The following is a 14130-nucleotide window of genomic DNA, read 5'->3' on the forward strand; positions in this document are numbered from 1 at the left end:
AACCACCTCGCTCAGTTCGCCGCATCCTGCGTGCGTCGCCGCAATCCGGCGGGCGGGTCGAACAGGCTCGACGGCACCTCATCGAATGTGACCTCGGTAACCCGCAGGCCGCGTTCGGTACGCTGGTTGCCGGTGCGTCCGCGGTAACCCAACAGCAGGCCCGTGCGGGTATCGATCCACAACGTGCCGGAGGTGGTGCCATCAGGGCCCTGCGCATTGTCATAGCGCCAGCCGGCAGCGAGGCGACCCAGGATGAACTCGCCGGGTGCGGGAGAGCAGCGCCCTCCGATCGTGTGGCATGGGGCGGCAGGATCGTACCAGTAGGGACCACTGGCGTCGGCGACCGGCAGCGTGTAGTTGCCGCGCTCGCTCACCAGCCATGCCCGGCCGCGCTGGCCCTGGGTGGTCAGCCATGCATCGGGCGCATTGTCGCCGCGGAAATCAATACGGATGGCAGGCCCGCGCAAACGGATCTCGACCTCGACCTCACCACCAGGCGAGCTTGGACCGAGTGGGCCCAGGCCATAAGCGCGTGCCAGCAATCGCGCCTGTGGAGGTTCGTTGTCAGCAGCGTCCGTGGATTGCGCGGCGACGGCCCAGGTTGCTGCCATCAACAGGCTGGCCAGCAGCACCTGCATGTCAGCGCGCCAGGTTGTTGCTGTCATGCACGGGGCTCTGCATGCGGACGATCGCGTAGGACTCGATCGGCATGCGGCGATGGCCGGTGATCGGGTCCTCGATCAGCATCGAGGCCGGGCGGAAGCTGTCGCCTTCGCTGACCAGGTCTGAAAGACCGGCAATCACCCGGTCGGCAAAGGGAACGATCAGGGGCATCGGATAGGTGACCTTGATCTTGAGGATGTTGGCGTCCTGCACGCTGACGCGGCTGCTGCCGACACGTGCATCGCGGAAGGCAAGATTGTCGTTCGGCAGCGCATAGCGCCCATCGAACTGGCGCTCGCGGAACTCGTTGTACGCCGCGCGGCTGGGTGAAATGACCTCGATCTTCGGTGACAGCAACGGGTTCTTCCACAGCAGGGCGACCTTGGCGCGGGCGGCGACGGCACCGGCGGCGTCCGGCGAGGTCGCGTACAGGGGAGCCATTGCCATTTCCAGTGCGCTGCGCATCTCGGAATGATTGACGCCACTGACCGCGCCGGCACGCGCGGCCTGCAGCGTGGCGAAATCCAGCAGCGACTTGGCGCGATAGATCAGGACGAACTGGAAGATGACCAGGATGAGGAAGACGAAGGCCGGAACCACGATGCAGAATTCAATCAGCGATTGCCCCCGCTGCTGGCGGATGGATGTGCGGATGTGCTTCATTGCAACGCCCTCGTGGATGGCGGTGCCGCAGGCGGAGAAGGGCACCATTGGAACGTCTCGCCCAGCACCGGAGCAATATGCCCGAGGCTGTCCACCGGCATTTCCAGCGTCGAGTAGGCGCCGCGGCACCAGGCGCCGCGCCATGGGCGCACGGCCTCGCGCCAGCCAACGGCGCGCTGATCGCGGTCCAGGAACAACAGGTCGAGTGGATACCCCATGGCCAGGGTGTGCACGCTCGAGCAGGGGGTTATCAGCAGGCCTTGCCCAGGCTGGAGTGGCGCGCGCAACAGCAGGCCGCGCAGCCGCTGGTGCCAGCGATCGGCATGCCAGACGCAGCTGAGCAACTGCTGGTGGTTGCGGATCAGGGCGCCGGTTCTCATGTGCGGGGACTCACAGGATGCCCTGCTGCTTCATCTGCAGGAAGATGAAGTAGGCCAGGACGACGAAGATCAGCGGGAAGAAGAACAGCACCAGCGGCAGCATCATTTTCACCGGCGCTTCCAGGGCCAGCTTCTCGGCGCGAAGGAAGCGCTCTTCGCGGCGCTGCATGGCCTGCGAGCGCAGTGTGTCACTCAGGCTGGCACCCACCCGGTCCGCCTGGATCAAAGCGCTGGTGAAGCTGGTCACCTGGGAAATGTCGGCGCGATCGGACATGCGCCGCAGCGCTTCGGCACGCGGAAGGCCGGCGCGCAGATCACGCAACATGCGCGAGAACTCCTGTGACAGCGGACCGGGTGGACCCTTGTCGACGGACTGTTCGATCGCACCGGTGATGTTCAGGCCCGCTTCGACGGCCATGGTGATGAAGTCGAGGAAGATAGGCAGGTCGCGGATCACATGCTTGGAGCGCGCTTTCCGCCGTTCGCCCAGCCACAGCGTGGGATACATCCACCCGAAGGGTGCGCCGAATGCCAGGGCCATCAGCACGGAGCCGACTCCGAACCGGCCCAGCAGGATGATGGTGAGCAACAGGAAGGTACTGGCCACGGCGGCGGAGACGATGCGTGCGCCATACAGTTCTTCCGGTGATAGCACGAAGTCCTGGCCGGCCGACTGCAGGCTGCGATGCGCGCGCTCCAGCTGTGCCGAGGACAGGCGCGGCCCGGCCAGGCGCGTAGCGACCGTAATCAGCGGCCACAGGATGCGCAGCAGCAGCGGCAGCGGATCCTGGTAGTTGCGCTGGTCCACCTCGACCGACTGCACCAGTCCGCGCAGCGCGAATGCAAGCAGCCCAACAGCGGCAGCGGCAAGCAGTGCGACCAGGATGAGCAGGGCGTTCATATATCGATCGTCATGATTTTGCGGCACATGCGGTAGCCGAGGTATTCCAGTACCCCGATCAGGGCCATGACGCACCAGCCGATGAAGGTGTGGAACATGGGGTTCATCGTTTCTGGATAGAACAGCACGAGGAAGCCGACAAGGCCGGCTGGCAGCATCGCCATGACGATGCCCTGCAGGCGCCCCTGCGCGGTAAGTGCCTTGACCTTGCCTTCCATGATGAGCTTGCGCCGCAGCGTTTCGGCGAGCGTGGAGAGGCTCTCGGCGAGATTGCCACCAACCTCGCGCGAAATGCTGACGGCGGCCACGAACAGCTTCACGTCGGCAATGGGCACGCGGGCGGCGAAGTTGTCCAGCGCCTCCTCCGTGCGCACGCCCATGTGCTGCTCGCGCAGTACCAGTGCCAGCTCCTGGGCCAGCGGAGGCAGGCCGTCATGGGCCAGTGCTTCCAGCGCAGGATTGAAGCCGACGCCGGCCTTGAGGCTGCCGGCCAGCATCAGCAGCCCGTCGGGCAACTGCTGCTGGATCTGGTCGAGGCGGCGCTGCTTCAGCCAAAGGTAGATCTTGCGTGGCGCTATGGCCAGCAGGATCAGGGCCAGGATCGGCAGCAGCAGGTTGCCGCCGGTGACGATCCACAGCAGCACGGGAATCGCCAGCAGCATCAGGACATTGGTCCTGAACAGCACGCGCGGGTCGACGAACAGGAACATGTCGGCCAGATTGACCCGCGCCTGGTCCATGAAGTTGGCGCGGTAGCGGTCCATGAAGCCGGAGCTGGCACGCGCCAGCACCAGCACCGAGCCCGTCACGCAGGCAAAACACAGCAGGGCGATCAGCAGGATGTCACTCATTCCGCCGTCCCCCGGTACGGAAAATGTCCAGGTCAACGGCGACGCCGCGCTCGGCAAGCTCTTCATAGAACTCCGGCACTGCACCGGTCGCGACGAACTCGCCCACCACCTTGCCATCGCGTCCGGCAGTGGAGCGTGCCTTGAACAGGAACACATCCTGCAGCTGGATGGTTCCGCTTTCCATGCCCGTCAACTCAGTGATGTGGCTGACCTTGCGCGAACCGCAGGGGAAGCGCTTCTGGTGCACGATCAGGTCCACTGCCGACGAGATCTGTTCGCGCACCACCGTCATCGGCAGCTCCATGCCGGACATCATGACCATCACTTCCAGGCGCGACAGCGCCTCGCGCGGATTGTTGGCATGGGCGGTGGTCAGCGATCCTTCGTGGCCGGTGTTCATGGCCTGCAGCATGTCCAGTGCTTCGCCGCCGCGGCACTCGCCGACCACGATGCGGTCCGGGCGCATGCGCAGCGCGTTGCGCACCAGGTCGCGGATGGAAATATGGCCCTTGCCTTCCATGTTGGGAGGACGCGCTTCCAGGGCAACCAGGTTGGGCTGGACGAGCTTCAGTTCGGCCGCGTCCTCGATGGTGACGATGCGATCGGTATCGGGAATGAAGTTGGAAAGGATGTTGAGCAGGGTGGTCTTGCCGGAGCCGGTGCCGCCGGTGACGACGATGTTGCGCCGTTCGCGCACCGCAACGATCAGGAATTCCAGCATCGGCTGGCTGAGCGAACCGAAGGTGAGCAGGTCCTTTCCTTCCAGCTTGCGCTTGGCGAACTTTCGGATGCTGATGCTCGGGCCGCGCAGCGCCACCGGCGGAATGATGGCGTTGACGCGGGAGCCATCCTTCAGTCGCGCGTCGACCATCGGCGAGCTTTCGTCGATGCGGCGACCGAGGGGCGTCACGATGCGCTCGATGGCTGACAGCACCGCGCGGTCACTGGTGAAGACAATGGGGGACCGTTCGATCCGGCCCGCACGTTCAATGAAGATCTGGTCGTGCGCGTTGACCATGATTTCCGTCACCGTCGCATCGTCGATCAGGTCTTCCAGCGGGCCCAGGCCGATGGCCTCATCGAGCACCTCCTTGGCCAGCCTGCGTGGGTTGATCGTCTTGGGCAGCTCGGAGAACTCCCGTTGCATCACCTCATCGATCAGCTTGATCGTGGCGTTGCGCAGCGACTCATCGTCCATGCTGCGCACGTCAAGCCGGCGCAGGTCCATCTGCTTGACCAGCGAGGCATGCAGCTTTGCACGATAGACCGCCATGTCCGGTGGCAGCTGCTCCGGCCGCGCCAGCTGGCGTTCGCTGGATGGCTGCGCCGGTGCGGGTGCCGGTGCGGGCGTGGCGTCCACCGGTACATCGTTGGCCGCGCCCGCATTGAAACTTCCAGCATCGGCGGTGGGTTCGGCCGGCGGGTCGTCGTCCACCACCTGCAGCAGGTAGTCGCCGATCTGCACGCGGTCACGGCTGGTGAGCGGGCCACGGCTGCCTTTGACCTGTTCGCCATTCACCAGTACCGGCGAGCGGCCTCCCAGGCTCTCGATGAAGATGCCCTGGTCCTCGCGCTTCAGCGCCGCATGGCGTTGGGCGATGCTCCAGCCCTGCAGCACCACCAGGTTGCCGTCGCCACGGCCGATCCCGCATTCACGGTGCAGGCAGCGGACACGTCGCTGGTCGCGGTTGGGTGTGTCGATGAGGATGTTGAACATGCGACGGCTCCGGTCACTGCACGAAATCTTTGTTCCGGCGCGGCATGGCCTGCTGGCCGCGCTCCTGGATCTGTCGCGCACGCTCCAGGCCATCGAGGTTTTCCTGCGAGCCCGGCGTCACCACGCGCGGAGTAACGAACATCACCAGCTCGGTACGGTTGCCACGGAAGCCATCGGAGCGGAACAGCTTTCCGAGGATCGGGATATCGCCCAGCAGCGGCAGGCGCTTGGCATCCTGCTGCGCGCTGGAGTCGATCAGCCCGGAGATGACGATGGTTTCCCCTGCGTGGACGTTGATTTCCGACTCGGTGCGGCGGGTGGTGAAGCCAGGCACGCCCTGCACGGTCACCGTCGGATCGACGCGGCTGACCTCAGCCAGGATGCGGGTGGAGATGTCCTGGTTGAAGTTGACCAGGGGCTCGATGTCGAGCTTGATGCCGTATTCCTTGTAGTCGACCGTGACCTGGCCGAAGCCCTGCGGAACCGGGATCGGCACTTCGCCGCCGGCCAGGAACTTGGCCTGCCCGCCGCTGCGGGCGCTGAGTTGGGGCGAGGCAAGCAGGAACGCCTTGCCCTTGTTCATCATCAGGTTGATCGCCGAGCCGATCTGCGTGGCGATGCCAAAGAAGGCCTGGGTTCCCTGCAGCTTGTTCGGCAGCAGCACGCCGTTGGCCGGGCTCTGCTCGGGGTTGATGCGGTAGTAGTTGTTGTTGGTGAAATCCTTGACGATGCCCGCCACCGGGCCACGGATGACGTTGTCCCACTGGATGCCGAGTTCTTCCAGCGCATTGGTGTCGAATTCCATGATCTTCACGTCCATCTGCACCATCGGGCGCATGCCCACCGGGTCGGCGGTAGTGAAATTCAACACCGTCGGGTAGATCTTCTGTATCGCATCGATGCGGCTGCCGATGCCCGGGTTGATGTCCTGGCCGGTAATGACCACACGGTCGGCGACCGCATGCACATTGATCTTTTCCACGTCGGCCAGCAGGGTACGGATGGTCTCGGCCAGGCTGACGGCATCGTTCTCGGAGATGTCCACCTGCACCTGCAGCTGCTTGCCGTTCTGCAGCCACAGGTGAACCGTGGTGGAGCCGGGCTTCATGCCCATCATGATCAGGTCGCGCGGGCCGACGTTGGTGACCTCGAGCATCTCGCCACTACCGACGGCCACGCGCTTGAGCCCGCTGGGCAGCGTGTAGACGGCGGCCTGGCCGGCATAGATCCGGGCGCGGGTGGGCAGTGGCACCGCGGGCATGGCCGACGCGCTGGTGCGATAGGCGGGATCGGGAACCGGCGCCGGGAAGGCGCTCTGCCCACCGGGTACCGGTGCATGGTTGGTGTTGGGCTGCGGTTGCGCCTGGACAGCAGGGCGCGGTGCGGCCATGACCGGTACCGGGGTCAGCTGGGTGCCGGTGGTCTGTGCCACGGCCAGCAGTGGCGAGGTGACAACAGCGATGGCCGCAGTGGCGGCGATGAGGCTGCGGATTCCATTATTGCTGCGCATTCGTCGACCCTTTGCCCCCAATGATGAATTGCACGCCAACACGACCCTGCGTGCCGTTGCCGAGCAGTTCCCTCTGCGTCATGCCACTGAGGCCGAACGCACCACGATCCTCCACCTGGCGAAGCATCACCCGCATCGAACCGGCCTTGGCGGCGACCGTGAGTCGCTGCGCCTGTGCCGGTGTCAGTTCCAGAGTGATGTTCGAATAGCCCTGCTGGTCTTCCGAGGCCGGCGTTTCGCCGACGCGGTTGCCGGTTGCCAGAACGTTGATGTCCTCAAGCAGCGGCAGCACCCGGGCACCGGTCTGTTCCTGCTCGACGGTGAGCAGGATGTCGACGTGATCTCCGGGAGCAATCATGCCGGAGATCGAGTTCGTCTCGTCCACCTGGAGGGTGTAGCCCACGTTGCCCTTGGCGATCACGCGCGAGAACTGGTCGTACAGCGGTACCAGTGCACTGGCACCCAGCGGTGCACCTTCGCGGATCGGCGCGCGCAGCATGCGGCCGCTGTACTCGGACACATTGTCCGGCGTGATCGCATCGGCAGGCGGCAGGTCGGCGGGGACTTCGCGCACTGCAAGGTCGGCAACGGTGACAATGCTGCCCGGCTCCATGTCGGTCTTGGGCACGGCTACCGGCACCATTTCCACCGGCGGAGCGGCACGCTCGTTCACTGCCTTCTGCACGTAGCGCACGGCGACCAGGGCCGCGAACAGGCCGAGCGCGAGGGCGATGATGATGAAGACGACGTTGCGGTTGGCTTTCAGCGGGAGCGCCTTCATACGACTCCCATCGACAGCATATAGGTGAACCCCTGGTACGCCTTGCGCAGTGAATCGATCAGCTCGAGCACGATGTTCGGCTCGGCGACCAGGACCAGGACACCGACGGAAGCGACCACGGCGTACTCGATCAGTGCGGCCCCGCGCTGGCGGCGTAGGGACGTGGGAATGCGTTTTCTCATGGCGGTGGTCTCAGTGCTGCGACTGGTTGACGACAATCGAGGTTCCCTGCTCGTGCCGGTTGAAGGTCATGGTCATTTCCTGGCTGCCCTTGCTGTAGCGGACAACGCACTGCAGCGCGATCATCGAACACCCCGCAGGGCCGGAACTTCGGCTCCAGCCGTCCGCAGGGAGGCGGCTGGCATAGAAGGCATCGGTCTGGAACGGAGACAGCGTGCTTTCCATGGACAGGCTGCGCCCGGGCGTGTCCAGGTAGGTGATGTCATTGATCACCTGCGTCCCGGACGGTTTCGGGAAATCGGCGCCGGCCGCGGCATCGGGCTTGCGCTTGAGCAGGCGTGTAATGCCGATCTGTGACTGGCTGCCACTGCCCTTGGCCGATACCTCGATGGTCACGTAGTACTCGCCGTGTGCGTGGCCGATCACGGTCTTGCCGCCGACCTCGTTGATCACGGTCTGCCCGGGCCATTCGCGGTTGTAGTAGCTGACGATGGACGACACCGGCAATGCGGACGTGAAGCGCGAGATGCGCATGGGCAGGCCGTTGTAGAGCATGTCCTTGGCCACCCACTCGCTCTGCGCGCCCTCGGGCTCGGGAATGTCCGGCCAGGACGCGGCCAGCGCAGGCCAGGCGAACAGCAGCGCGGCCAGTGCCGCCAGCAGGTCAACGCGACGGCGCATAGGCAGGCAACTTGTCGACAGGCACCACGTCGGGCGCGATGTAACCGGGATCAAGCCTGCTCAGCGTCCCGATCATCGGGATGCCGGAGAGGCCGTCAAACGCCTTGGCGATGCCCGCCATGTGCTGGGATGGCACCAGTGGCTTGACCTGCGCGATCACCGAGCGTGACGAGTTGACCTTGAGCCCGGAACCGGCTGCATTCCAGGGGTCGGCCAGCACCACATGGGTGGCCTGCAGCTTCAGGCCCAGCGAATCGAAGGGTTCCAGATAGGCGGCAGCACTGCCGTTGGCACTTTTCAGATCCTGCACATCCAACCGCAGCTGGGCCTGGGTCAGGCCGTTGCGGTTGGGCGGGAACGAACCGAACATCGAGGTCACGTCGCCGATCTTCTTCATCATGCCGCCTGCCGACGTGCTGGTGTAGGAGACCAGGGCGAGGTCACCGCGCCGCACCAGCGGCTGGTTGGAGAAGGTATTCATCAGGACGTCGCCGACGGCGGCATCGCGTGCGCCGGTCTGCGCCTGGCTGACGATGGGATCGTTGGCACGCCCGAAATAGCGGTCGACGGCAAGATCGCGCTGGCGGCCGCTGGCCGGCAGCTTGTAGTCCGGCGATACGGTGGCTTCCCAGGCGATCGCGCGCGCGGCCTGCTGGGTGGCCTGGCGGGCGTGGATGTACTTGGCCAGGATCGGGATCAGCAGGAAGATCGGCACCAGCACGGCGCAGAGCACGGCGACTTCGGTGAGACTCTGGCCGCGCTGGCGACGCGCGCCGCGGAATGGGCGTTCCCTGTCCATGGCTACCTCAGCAGGTCATCGTTGGGAGGACGGTTCGCGCGGTACCTCGAGGTCGCCGCGTTCAAAGGGTTGGCCCACCGTCATGCGCTGCGTGGTCAGGCGGGTGCCATTGCCGTCGAGGGGTTCCTGCTCCAGGACAATGGCGTAGCGGCTCGGCCGGTAGTCGTTCAGTGCACCGGGGGTGAAGCCCCAGCTGGCACCAGCCGACCACACGCACTGGCTGAACCGTCCGTTCTCGTCCTTCCACACGTTGCACGGCTGGCCAGCGACCCTGCGGTTGCCCGCGCGCTGGAAGCCCGGAGAGGCGCTGCCTTCGTCGGCTTCGGCGGCAAAGCGGGTGAGCCCGTCGCTGTCGGCGGGGGACTGGCTACGCTCTCCCGTTGCCAGATCGACCTGCTCCACGCCGGAGGCGCTCTGGGTCTCCTGCAGGCCGGTGGCCTCCAGCCGGAACTGGCAGCTGGTCGCAGGGCCATCGTTGAGCAGGCGCCATTCGCGGGTACGGAACACTTCCTCTTTGCTGGAAAGCCAGGCTTCGTAACGAACGGTTCCCAGGCGGGCGACATCGGCGTCATCCAGTGCGCGGGTCGGCAATCCTGCCGCCTGGCAGTCGCTCAGTGCCTGCTGGTAGCTGGTGCGCGCCGCGTTGCGTCCATCCACCAGGGTTTCGGCAATCTGGTCAAGATGGATGCCCGGCATGTTCCTGGCAGTGGCGGGCTCGCCGTTGTCCGCCGCGCTGCCACAGCCGCTGATCAGCAGTGTGGCGATCGACAGGTACAGGCGATTGAAAACAGCAAACGTCATGGCATCAAGGCTCCGGCTGCCGCCAGGGCAGCCTTGGTGGTGGCATCGGTCTTGACCAGTCGTGCCTGCCAGTAAGGGCTGAACAGGTTTCCGGTTTCACGCTTGCGGTCATCGCGGCTGAACATGCGCAGCTGCACCGGGCGGTCGAAGAACACCTGCGCGGAGGAAAGTGCGGCGATCTTGTTGTTGGCCATCCTGTCCGGCAGTTCCATCTGCGAGCCGGCCGGGGCGCCGATGCCGGCGCCGGACGTGGTGCGCGCGCTGGTGCCGGCGGTCTCGGCATAGATGGTGAAGACCGGGCCGACCTTGTCGCGGTCACGATCATTCTCGGCGTAGGGCTGCAGTGCCTGCCCGGCCTTGACGTCGTGATAGTCGCGCAGGCCGTTGTAGCCGGTGAAGAAGGCCTTGCGATGCTGGCCATTGGCGAAGCGCACGTTGGCATCCTGGCTGCGGTCGACAATCCACGCCGCGCCACGATTGCGGCGCACCGCTTCGCCATACGGGCGGTAGCGGCGGCGGTCCCAGTCCGAGTACCAGCCGTTGCCGTTGCCGAAGCCGTTGAGGAAGCGCTGGTTGCGATAGCTTTCCACGGCCTGCGCACCGCCCCAGCCGACTGGAATATCGATATCGGAAAGCGGCCATGGCAGCGGAAGCTCGACGGCCATGGTGTCCAGCGCTGCCCATCGGTTGTAGTCGACCATGTCGGTGCCGCCGGACTGCACCAGGAAGCCGAGGAAATCATCGCTGCGGCTCTTGCTGAAGCCATCACGCGACTGCATCACCACATTGCGGAAGCGGTCGGCGCCCTGGCGCTGCGTGGCCGAGCCACCGTTGGCGGTACGGGGAATGCTGTAGCGCTGCAGCAGCCGGTTCTCGGCCGTGGCCAGTTGCGTGCCGAGCACCGCGGTTCCGATGGTGCCCAGCTGTGCCTGCGGTGAGTTCCGCTGCAGCACATCCTTGGCGATGGTGTAGCTGTCCAGCCGCGATACGCCCTCGATGACGAGCTGCACCGAGGCGGCGAACATCATGTTGAGCTTGTCGATGGCGACGATGGCCGCCTGCGCGACAGGCTGGAACGCCTGGCGGGTGACCTTGAGAATGCGTTCGGCGACCTTGAAGGCGGTTGCCAATGCCTTGAACACCACGCCGATGTAGGGAATGGCGGAGAGCACATCCAGCGTGGTGCGGATGACGATGGAGGTGGTGTGCATCTGGTTCAGCCACGAATAGAGGCTGATCGTCTGTGCCACGGCCACTTCGTTGGCAACGCGGGCACGGTTCATGTAGGCCGCGTAGTTCAGTGCGCGTGCCTGCTGGATCGCAACGCTGTAGGCGGCGGCGTCGGCCGCATTGACCAGCTCCACCTTCTTGTTCACCACCTGCCCTGTGTTGAACAGCAGGACAATCCCGATGCATAGAACCAGAATGAGTGCCAGCCCGAGAACCATTGCTTGGCCGGCGACCGTTCGGTGGCTGGAAACGCCCCGGGCCGCACGGCTTCGTGCCAAAGCCAATGCGCTGCGCATAACGAATTCCTGGGCCGGAGGCCATGGCTGCCCGTCGCGCGCCGCGTGCGGTGCGCGCAGGGAGATTATGCTGGGAGGGCCCTGGCGGCTTCATGCCGCCAGGGCTGGGGTATTACTTGTTCTTGTACGCGTCCATGCCCTTGGTCTTGTCAGCTTCCTGCTGGGCGCTGTTGGCCTGGTTCTTGGCGCGGTTGATCGACTGCGTCGCGCTCTGGCCGGAAAGTTCCTTCGACATGCCTGCCACCTGGCTGCGGACCGTGCCTCCGAAGAAGGTGACGGCTCCGATCGCGGCGATGGCGATCAGCGCGGTGATGATGATGTACTCGGTCATGCCCTGACCGGCCTGCTTACGGGAAAAACGGATGTGACGACGGCTGCGTTCCATGTATTTCCTCCTTGATGGCAGGAATCCTCCCGGGTGTGCGGGATATTCGGCGTGTCCGCTGGGGGATCCTGATTAATGGCAGGGCGAGGTAAAGACAGGAAGCTCACACCCTGGTTCGTCGAAAATTTGTCGCTTGTTCGAGAACGGGGCCAAGCCTATCGACAGAAAATTGACGATACAAGTCAGGTTTTTCCGATATGCAATGAAATATTTGAAAATGTGATGCGCATTGCAGATTAACAATTGTCTGCACATAAACACGTCAAATTTGAGCTAGATGCACCGCTTTTCGTTAAGGAAATTAACACTCAACTGACATATTTGTGTCACGGAGGCGGCTTGTGGTGCCGGAATATTGGCGCGCTACAGAGGGCGCGTGCACGGCCTGCTGCTTGTTCGAACGGGATGAGAGATCCGCGTGTTTTTATCTCGTTGCATCCGCAGCAAAACAAATGACCGTGCGGCGCGGAAAAGAAAAAAGCACATGCAGGGCATGTGCTTTTTCCGGAGTGCTTCAACGCAGTAACGTCGTGGTGATATCAGCGCTTGACCAGTTCCACGCGACGATTGGCGCGACGCCCTTCTTCGGTTGCGTTGTCGGCGACCGGCTGGCTCTGCCCATAGCCTTTCGCGCTCAGGCGTTCGGCTGCGATTCCACCGCCGACAAGACGCGTGCGCACCGACTCCGCACGCGCCTGCGAGAGCGTCTGGTTGTGCGATTGGCTGCCGCTGTTGTCGGTGTGTCCTTCAACGGAAAGGCGAAGCTGTGGGTCGGCCTTCAACAGCTGGGTGACCTGTGCGATCTGCGGTTCCGAATCGGGCAGGATCTCGGCGGCGTCGGTTGCGAAGTTCACCTGGATGGATACCTTGCCACTGCTGTCCAGTGCCTGTTTCAGCGTGTCCGCTTCAATGACCTTGGCCGTGATCTGCACCGGTTTTGTCTCTGCGACGAGCAGGCCGCCGGAGTTTCCACCCGAGCCCAGGTGGATCCAGATATCGCGATCTTCGCGATGGATGACATAGGTTTCTGCGGGTTCGTTGTAGATGTCGCCGATGCCGCCGACATAGGTGGTCGCCGCCTTGCTGTTGCCGATGTCACGCGATGCATCGGCCGGTATGGTGCCGGAGAAAATGCGCTTGCCCCCCAGGGCCTCGACCAGGCTCTGTACATTGCGGCTGAGCTCCAGCTGCGAATAAGGGTGATCGCTGCTGCTCTGCAGGACCGAAGAATGAACCTTGCCTTCAATCCATTCCACGCGATCGCCGGTCCAGAACGGTACGCGATCGAATTCGCTGTCTACGACGTCCTGGCTGGTGTAGCCCTGCGGCAGTCCGAGATAAGGGAAGCTGCCGATCGTTGCCTGCGATACGGGCAGCTCGGCAACATTGAACGCTGCGGCCTTCTGGCTTCCATCCGTGGCCGCAGCCGCCTGCGGTGATGGTTCGGCTGCGGTGCTGGAAGGTGCGGCCGAGGAAGCGCCACCCTCTGCAGGCGCTTCGCCAGCGCGCTTGCAGGCACCCAGTGCCAGTACCAGGCTGGCGGCCAACAGGCTCGCGCGCACTGCGGACATCGTCGATCCGTGCTTCTGCGTCATGAACGCACCTGCTTCATCAGTTCGTTGCAGACTTCGCTGGTGGGCTTGTACTGGCCCTTCTTCCAGGCATCGGTGATCTTCTTCTGTGTCTGCGCTTCGGCCGTGTCATAGGCCTGGTCGAAGCCTGCTTCGGCGCCGAACACGGTTTTTGCCTGTGCCTTGTGGCTTGCGCGCAGCTTGGCGGCCTGTTCCGGGGTTGCGCCGCACGCCAGGGCATTGCCTGCATGCGTGCCTCCCAGTGCGCCGAACTGCGCCGCACCGCCGCCCTGTGCGACTGCGGTGCCGCTGCCGATCAGCAAGGCGGAGGTGATCACTAGCTTCGTCATGAAATACCGCATGTTGATGTTCCTCATCCGGCCCGATAGCGGGCATCAATCCCCTGTGGCCCGAGCATAGCAACAGGCAGTGAGTGCCAGCGTGTCGTTGCATCGCCACGGCACGGCCAGTGGTCAGGGCGTGGACAGGAAGCGCGGGGTGCCACGACGTGGGGCAGATCCTGTCGTTGGACGGCCATCGAACGTGGAAGCGGGACGGTCGACCAGGCATCCCCGCACGACGGAAACCCATTGATGGATCTGGAGCAACAAGCCCCTCTGTTGAGGGGCTGCCCCGACAGGGGCGGGGAGAGGCCGGCAAGGGGAGGGGCCCGAACGTTGCGCAGCAACGTCTGGGGTGAAGCGCGCGCAGCGCACTTCGC

Annotated in this window: 16 protein-coding genes; all 16 read right to left on the bottom strand. The window is 64.4% G+C overall.

Going from position 1 to position 14130, the window contains the following annotated elements:
- Nucleotides 1–11: 11 nt before the first annotated feature.
- Nucleotides 12–638, bottom strand: a complete 627-nt coding sequence (locus AC5P6H_RS18920; protein ID WP_032958203.1) for a hypothetical protein — start codon at nucleotides 636–638, stop codon at nucleotides 12–14.
- A 1-nt stretch (nucleotide 639) separates the two neighbouring features.
- Nucleotides 640–1326, bottom strand: coding sequence for a TadE/TadG family type IV pilus assembly protein (locus AC5P6H_RS18925; RefSeq protein WP_032958205.1), 687 nt, complete (start codon nucleotides 1324–1326; stop codon nucleotides 640–642).
- Nucleotides 1323–1706 carry a DUF192 domain-containing protein gene (locus AC5P6H_RS18930; protein WP_053495264.1) on the bottom strand — a complete coding sequence of 128 codons (384 nt, stop codon included), beginning with the start codon at nucleotides 1704–1706 and terminating at the stop codon, nucleotides 1323–1325. Before AC5P6H_RS18930 ends, AC5P6H_RS18925 begins: the two co-directional genes overlap by 4 nt.
- A 10-nt stretch (nucleotides 1707–1716) precedes the next feature.
- Entirely contained in the window at nucleotides 1717–2607 is an 891-nt protein-coding gene (locus tag AC5P6H_RS18935; RefSeq protein WP_014646167.1) for a type II secretion system F family protein, read from the bottom strand.
- A complete protein-coding gene (locus tag AC5P6H_RS18940; RefSeq protein ID WP_495202965.1) occupies nucleotides 2604–3458 on the bottom strand; it encodes a type II secretion system F family protein in 855 nt (284 codons plus the stop codon). The genes AC5P6H_RS18935 and AC5P6H_RS18940 overlap by 4 nt, the downstream gene beginning before the upstream one ends.
- On the bottom strand, nucleotides 3451–5175 hold the full coding sequence (locus tag AC5P6H_RS18945) for a TadA family conjugal transfer-associated ATPase (protein ID WP_014646169.1): 1725 nt from the start codon (nucleotides 5173–5175) through the stop codon (nucleotides 3451–3453). Before AC5P6H_RS18945 ends, AC5P6H_RS18940 begins: the two co-directional genes overlap by 8 nt.
- A 13-nt stretch (nucleotides 5176–5188) precedes the next feature.
- Nucleotides 5189–6685 carry a type II and III secretion system protein family protein gene (locus tag AC5P6H_RS18950; RefSeq protein WP_014646170.1) on the bottom strand — a complete coding sequence of 499 codons (1497 nt, stop codon included), beginning with the start codon at nucleotides 6683–6685 and terminating at the stop codon, nucleotides 5189–5191.
- The gene (gene cpaB, locus AC5P6H_RS18955) at nucleotides 6672–7466 is read right to left on the bottom strand and encodes a Flp pilus assembly protein CpaB (RefSeq protein ID WP_495202963.1); all 795 of its coding nucleotides are present in this window, start codon (nucleotides 7464–7466) and stop codon (nucleotides 6672–6674) included. Before cpaB ends, AC5P6H_RS18950 begins: the two co-directional genes overlap by 14 nt.
- Nucleotides 7463–7648: a hypothetical protein gene (locus tag AC5P6H_RS18960; RefSeq protein WP_049440694.1), complete on the bottom strand. Its 186-nt coding sequence runs from the start codon at nucleotides 7646–7648 to the stop codon at nucleotides 7463–7465. Before AC5P6H_RS18960 ends, cpaB begins: the two co-directional genes overlap by 4 nt.
- Before the next feature lie 10 nt (nucleotides 7649–7658).
- Complete coding sequence (locus AC5P6H_RS18965) at nucleotides 7659–8327, bottom strand: hypothetical protein (protein WP_014646172.1); 669 nt, start codon at nucleotides 8325–8327, stop codon at nucleotides 7659–7661.
- Nucleotides 8311–9126 carry a TadE/TadG family type IV pilus assembly protein gene (locus AC5P6H_RS18970; RefSeq protein WP_014036173.1) on the bottom strand — a complete coding sequence of 272 codons (816 nt, stop codon included), beginning with the start codon at nucleotides 9124–9126 and terminating at the stop codon, nucleotides 8311–8313. Before AC5P6H_RS18970 ends, AC5P6H_RS18965 begins: the two co-directional genes overlap by 17 nt.
- Before the next feature lie 15 nt (nucleotides 9127–9141).
- Entirely contained in the window at nucleotides 9142–9927 is a 786-nt protein-coding gene (locus tag AC5P6H_RS18975; protein ID WP_495202964.1) for a hypothetical protein, read from the bottom strand.
- Entirely contained in the window at nucleotides 9924–11453 is a 1530-nt protein-coding gene (locus AC5P6H_RS18980) for a pilus assembly protein TadG-related protein (protein ID WP_343200248.1), read from the bottom strand. Before AC5P6H_RS18980 ends, AC5P6H_RS18975 begins: the two co-directional genes overlap by 4 nt.
- 112 nt (nucleotides 11454–11565) lie before the next feature.
- The gene (locus tag AC5P6H_RS18985; protein WP_014036176.1) at nucleotides 11566–11838 is read right to left on the bottom strand and encodes a hypothetical protein; all 273 of its coding nucleotides are present in this window, start codon (nucleotides 11836–11838) and stop codon (nucleotides 11566–11568) included.
- A gap of 539 nt (nucleotides 11839–12377) precedes the next feature.
- Nucleotides 12378–13409 (bottom strand): OmpA family protein, encoded by a 1032-nt coding sequence (locus tag AC5P6H_RS18990; RefSeq protein WP_032958215.1) that lies wholly within the window; start codon nucleotides 13407–13409, stop codon nucleotides 12378–12380.
- A 20-nt stretch (nucleotides 13410–13429) separates the two neighbouring features.
- The gene (locus AC5P6H_RS18995; RefSeq protein ID WP_126411778.1) at nucleotides 13430–13759 is read right to left on the bottom strand and encodes a hypothetical protein; all 330 of its coding nucleotides are present in this window, start codon (nucleotides 13757–13759) and stop codon (nucleotides 13430–13432) included.
- Nucleotides 13760–14130 lie beyond the last annotated feature (371 nt).

This window comes from Stenotrophomonas sp. YJH_SMC_110 (assembly GCF_059369255.1).

Bases quoted from the DNA above. Each gene is read 5' to 3' on its own strand.
- AC5P6H_RS18920 (WP_032958203.1), bottom strand. From the start codon at position 638: ATGCAGGTGCTGCTGGCCAGCCTGTTGATGGCAGCAACCTGGGCCGTC.
- AC5P6H_RS18925 (WP_032958205.1), bottom strand. From the start codon at position 1,326: ATGAAGCACATCCGCACATCCATCCGCCAGCAGCGGGGGCAATCGCTG.
- AC5P6H_RS18930 (WP_053495264.1), bottom strand. From the start codon at position 1,706: ATGAGAACCGGCGCCCTGATCCGCAACCACCAGCAGTTGCTCAGCTGC.
- AC5P6H_RS18935 (WP_014646167.1), bottom strand. From the start codon at position 2,607: ATGAACGCCCTGCTCATCCTGGTCGCACTGCTTGCCGCTGCCGCTGTT.
- AC5P6H_RS18940 (WP_495202965.1), bottom strand. From the start codon at position 3,458: ATGAGTGACATCCTGCTGATCGCCCTGCTGTGTTTTGCCTGCGTGACG.
- AC5P6H_RS18945 (WP_014646169.1), bottom strand. From the start codon at position 5,175: ATGTTCAACATCCTCATCGACACACCCAACCGCGACCAGCGACGTGTC.
- AC5P6H_RS18950 (WP_014646170.1), bottom strand. From the start codon at position 6,685: ATGCGCAGCAATAATGGAATCCGCAGCCTCATCGCCGCCACTGCGGCC.
- cpaB (WP_495202963.1), bottom strand. From the start codon at position 7,466: ATGAAGGCGCTCCCGCTGAAAGCCAACCGCAACGTCGTCTTCATCATC.
- AC5P6H_RS18960 (WP_049440694.1), bottom strand. From the start codon at position 7,648: ATGAGAAAACGCATTCCCACGTCCCTACGCCGCCAGCGCGGGGCCGCA.
- AC5P6H_RS18965 (WP_014646172.1), bottom strand. From the start codon at position 8,327: ATGCGCCGTCGCGTTGACCTGCTGGCGGCACTGGCCGCGCTGCTGTTC.
- AC5P6H_RS18970 (WP_014036173.1), bottom strand. From the start codon at position 9,126: ATGGACAGGGAACGCCCATTCCGCGGCGCGCGTCGCCAGCGCGGCCAG.
- AC5P6H_RS18975 (WP_495202964.1), bottom strand. From the start codon at position 9,927: ATGACGTTTGCTGTTTTCAATCGCCTGTACCTGTCGATCGCCACACTG.
- AC5P6H_RS18980 (WP_343200248.1), bottom strand. From the start codon at position 11,453: ATGCGCAGCGCATTGGCTTTGGCACGAAGCCGTGCGGCCCGGGGCGTT.
- AC5P6H_RS18985 (WP_014036176.1), bottom strand. From the start codon at position 11,838: ATGGAACGCAGCCGTCGTCACATCCGTTTTTCCCGTAAGCAGGCCGGT.
- AC5P6H_RS18990 (WP_032958215.1), bottom strand. From the start codon at position 13,409: ATGTCCGCAGTGCGCGCGAGCCTGTTGGCCGCCAGCCTGGTACTGGCA.
- AC5P6H_RS18995 (WP_126411778.1), bottom strand. From the start codon at position 13,759: ATGACGAAGCTAGTGATCACCTCCGCCTTGCTGATCGGCAGCGGCACC.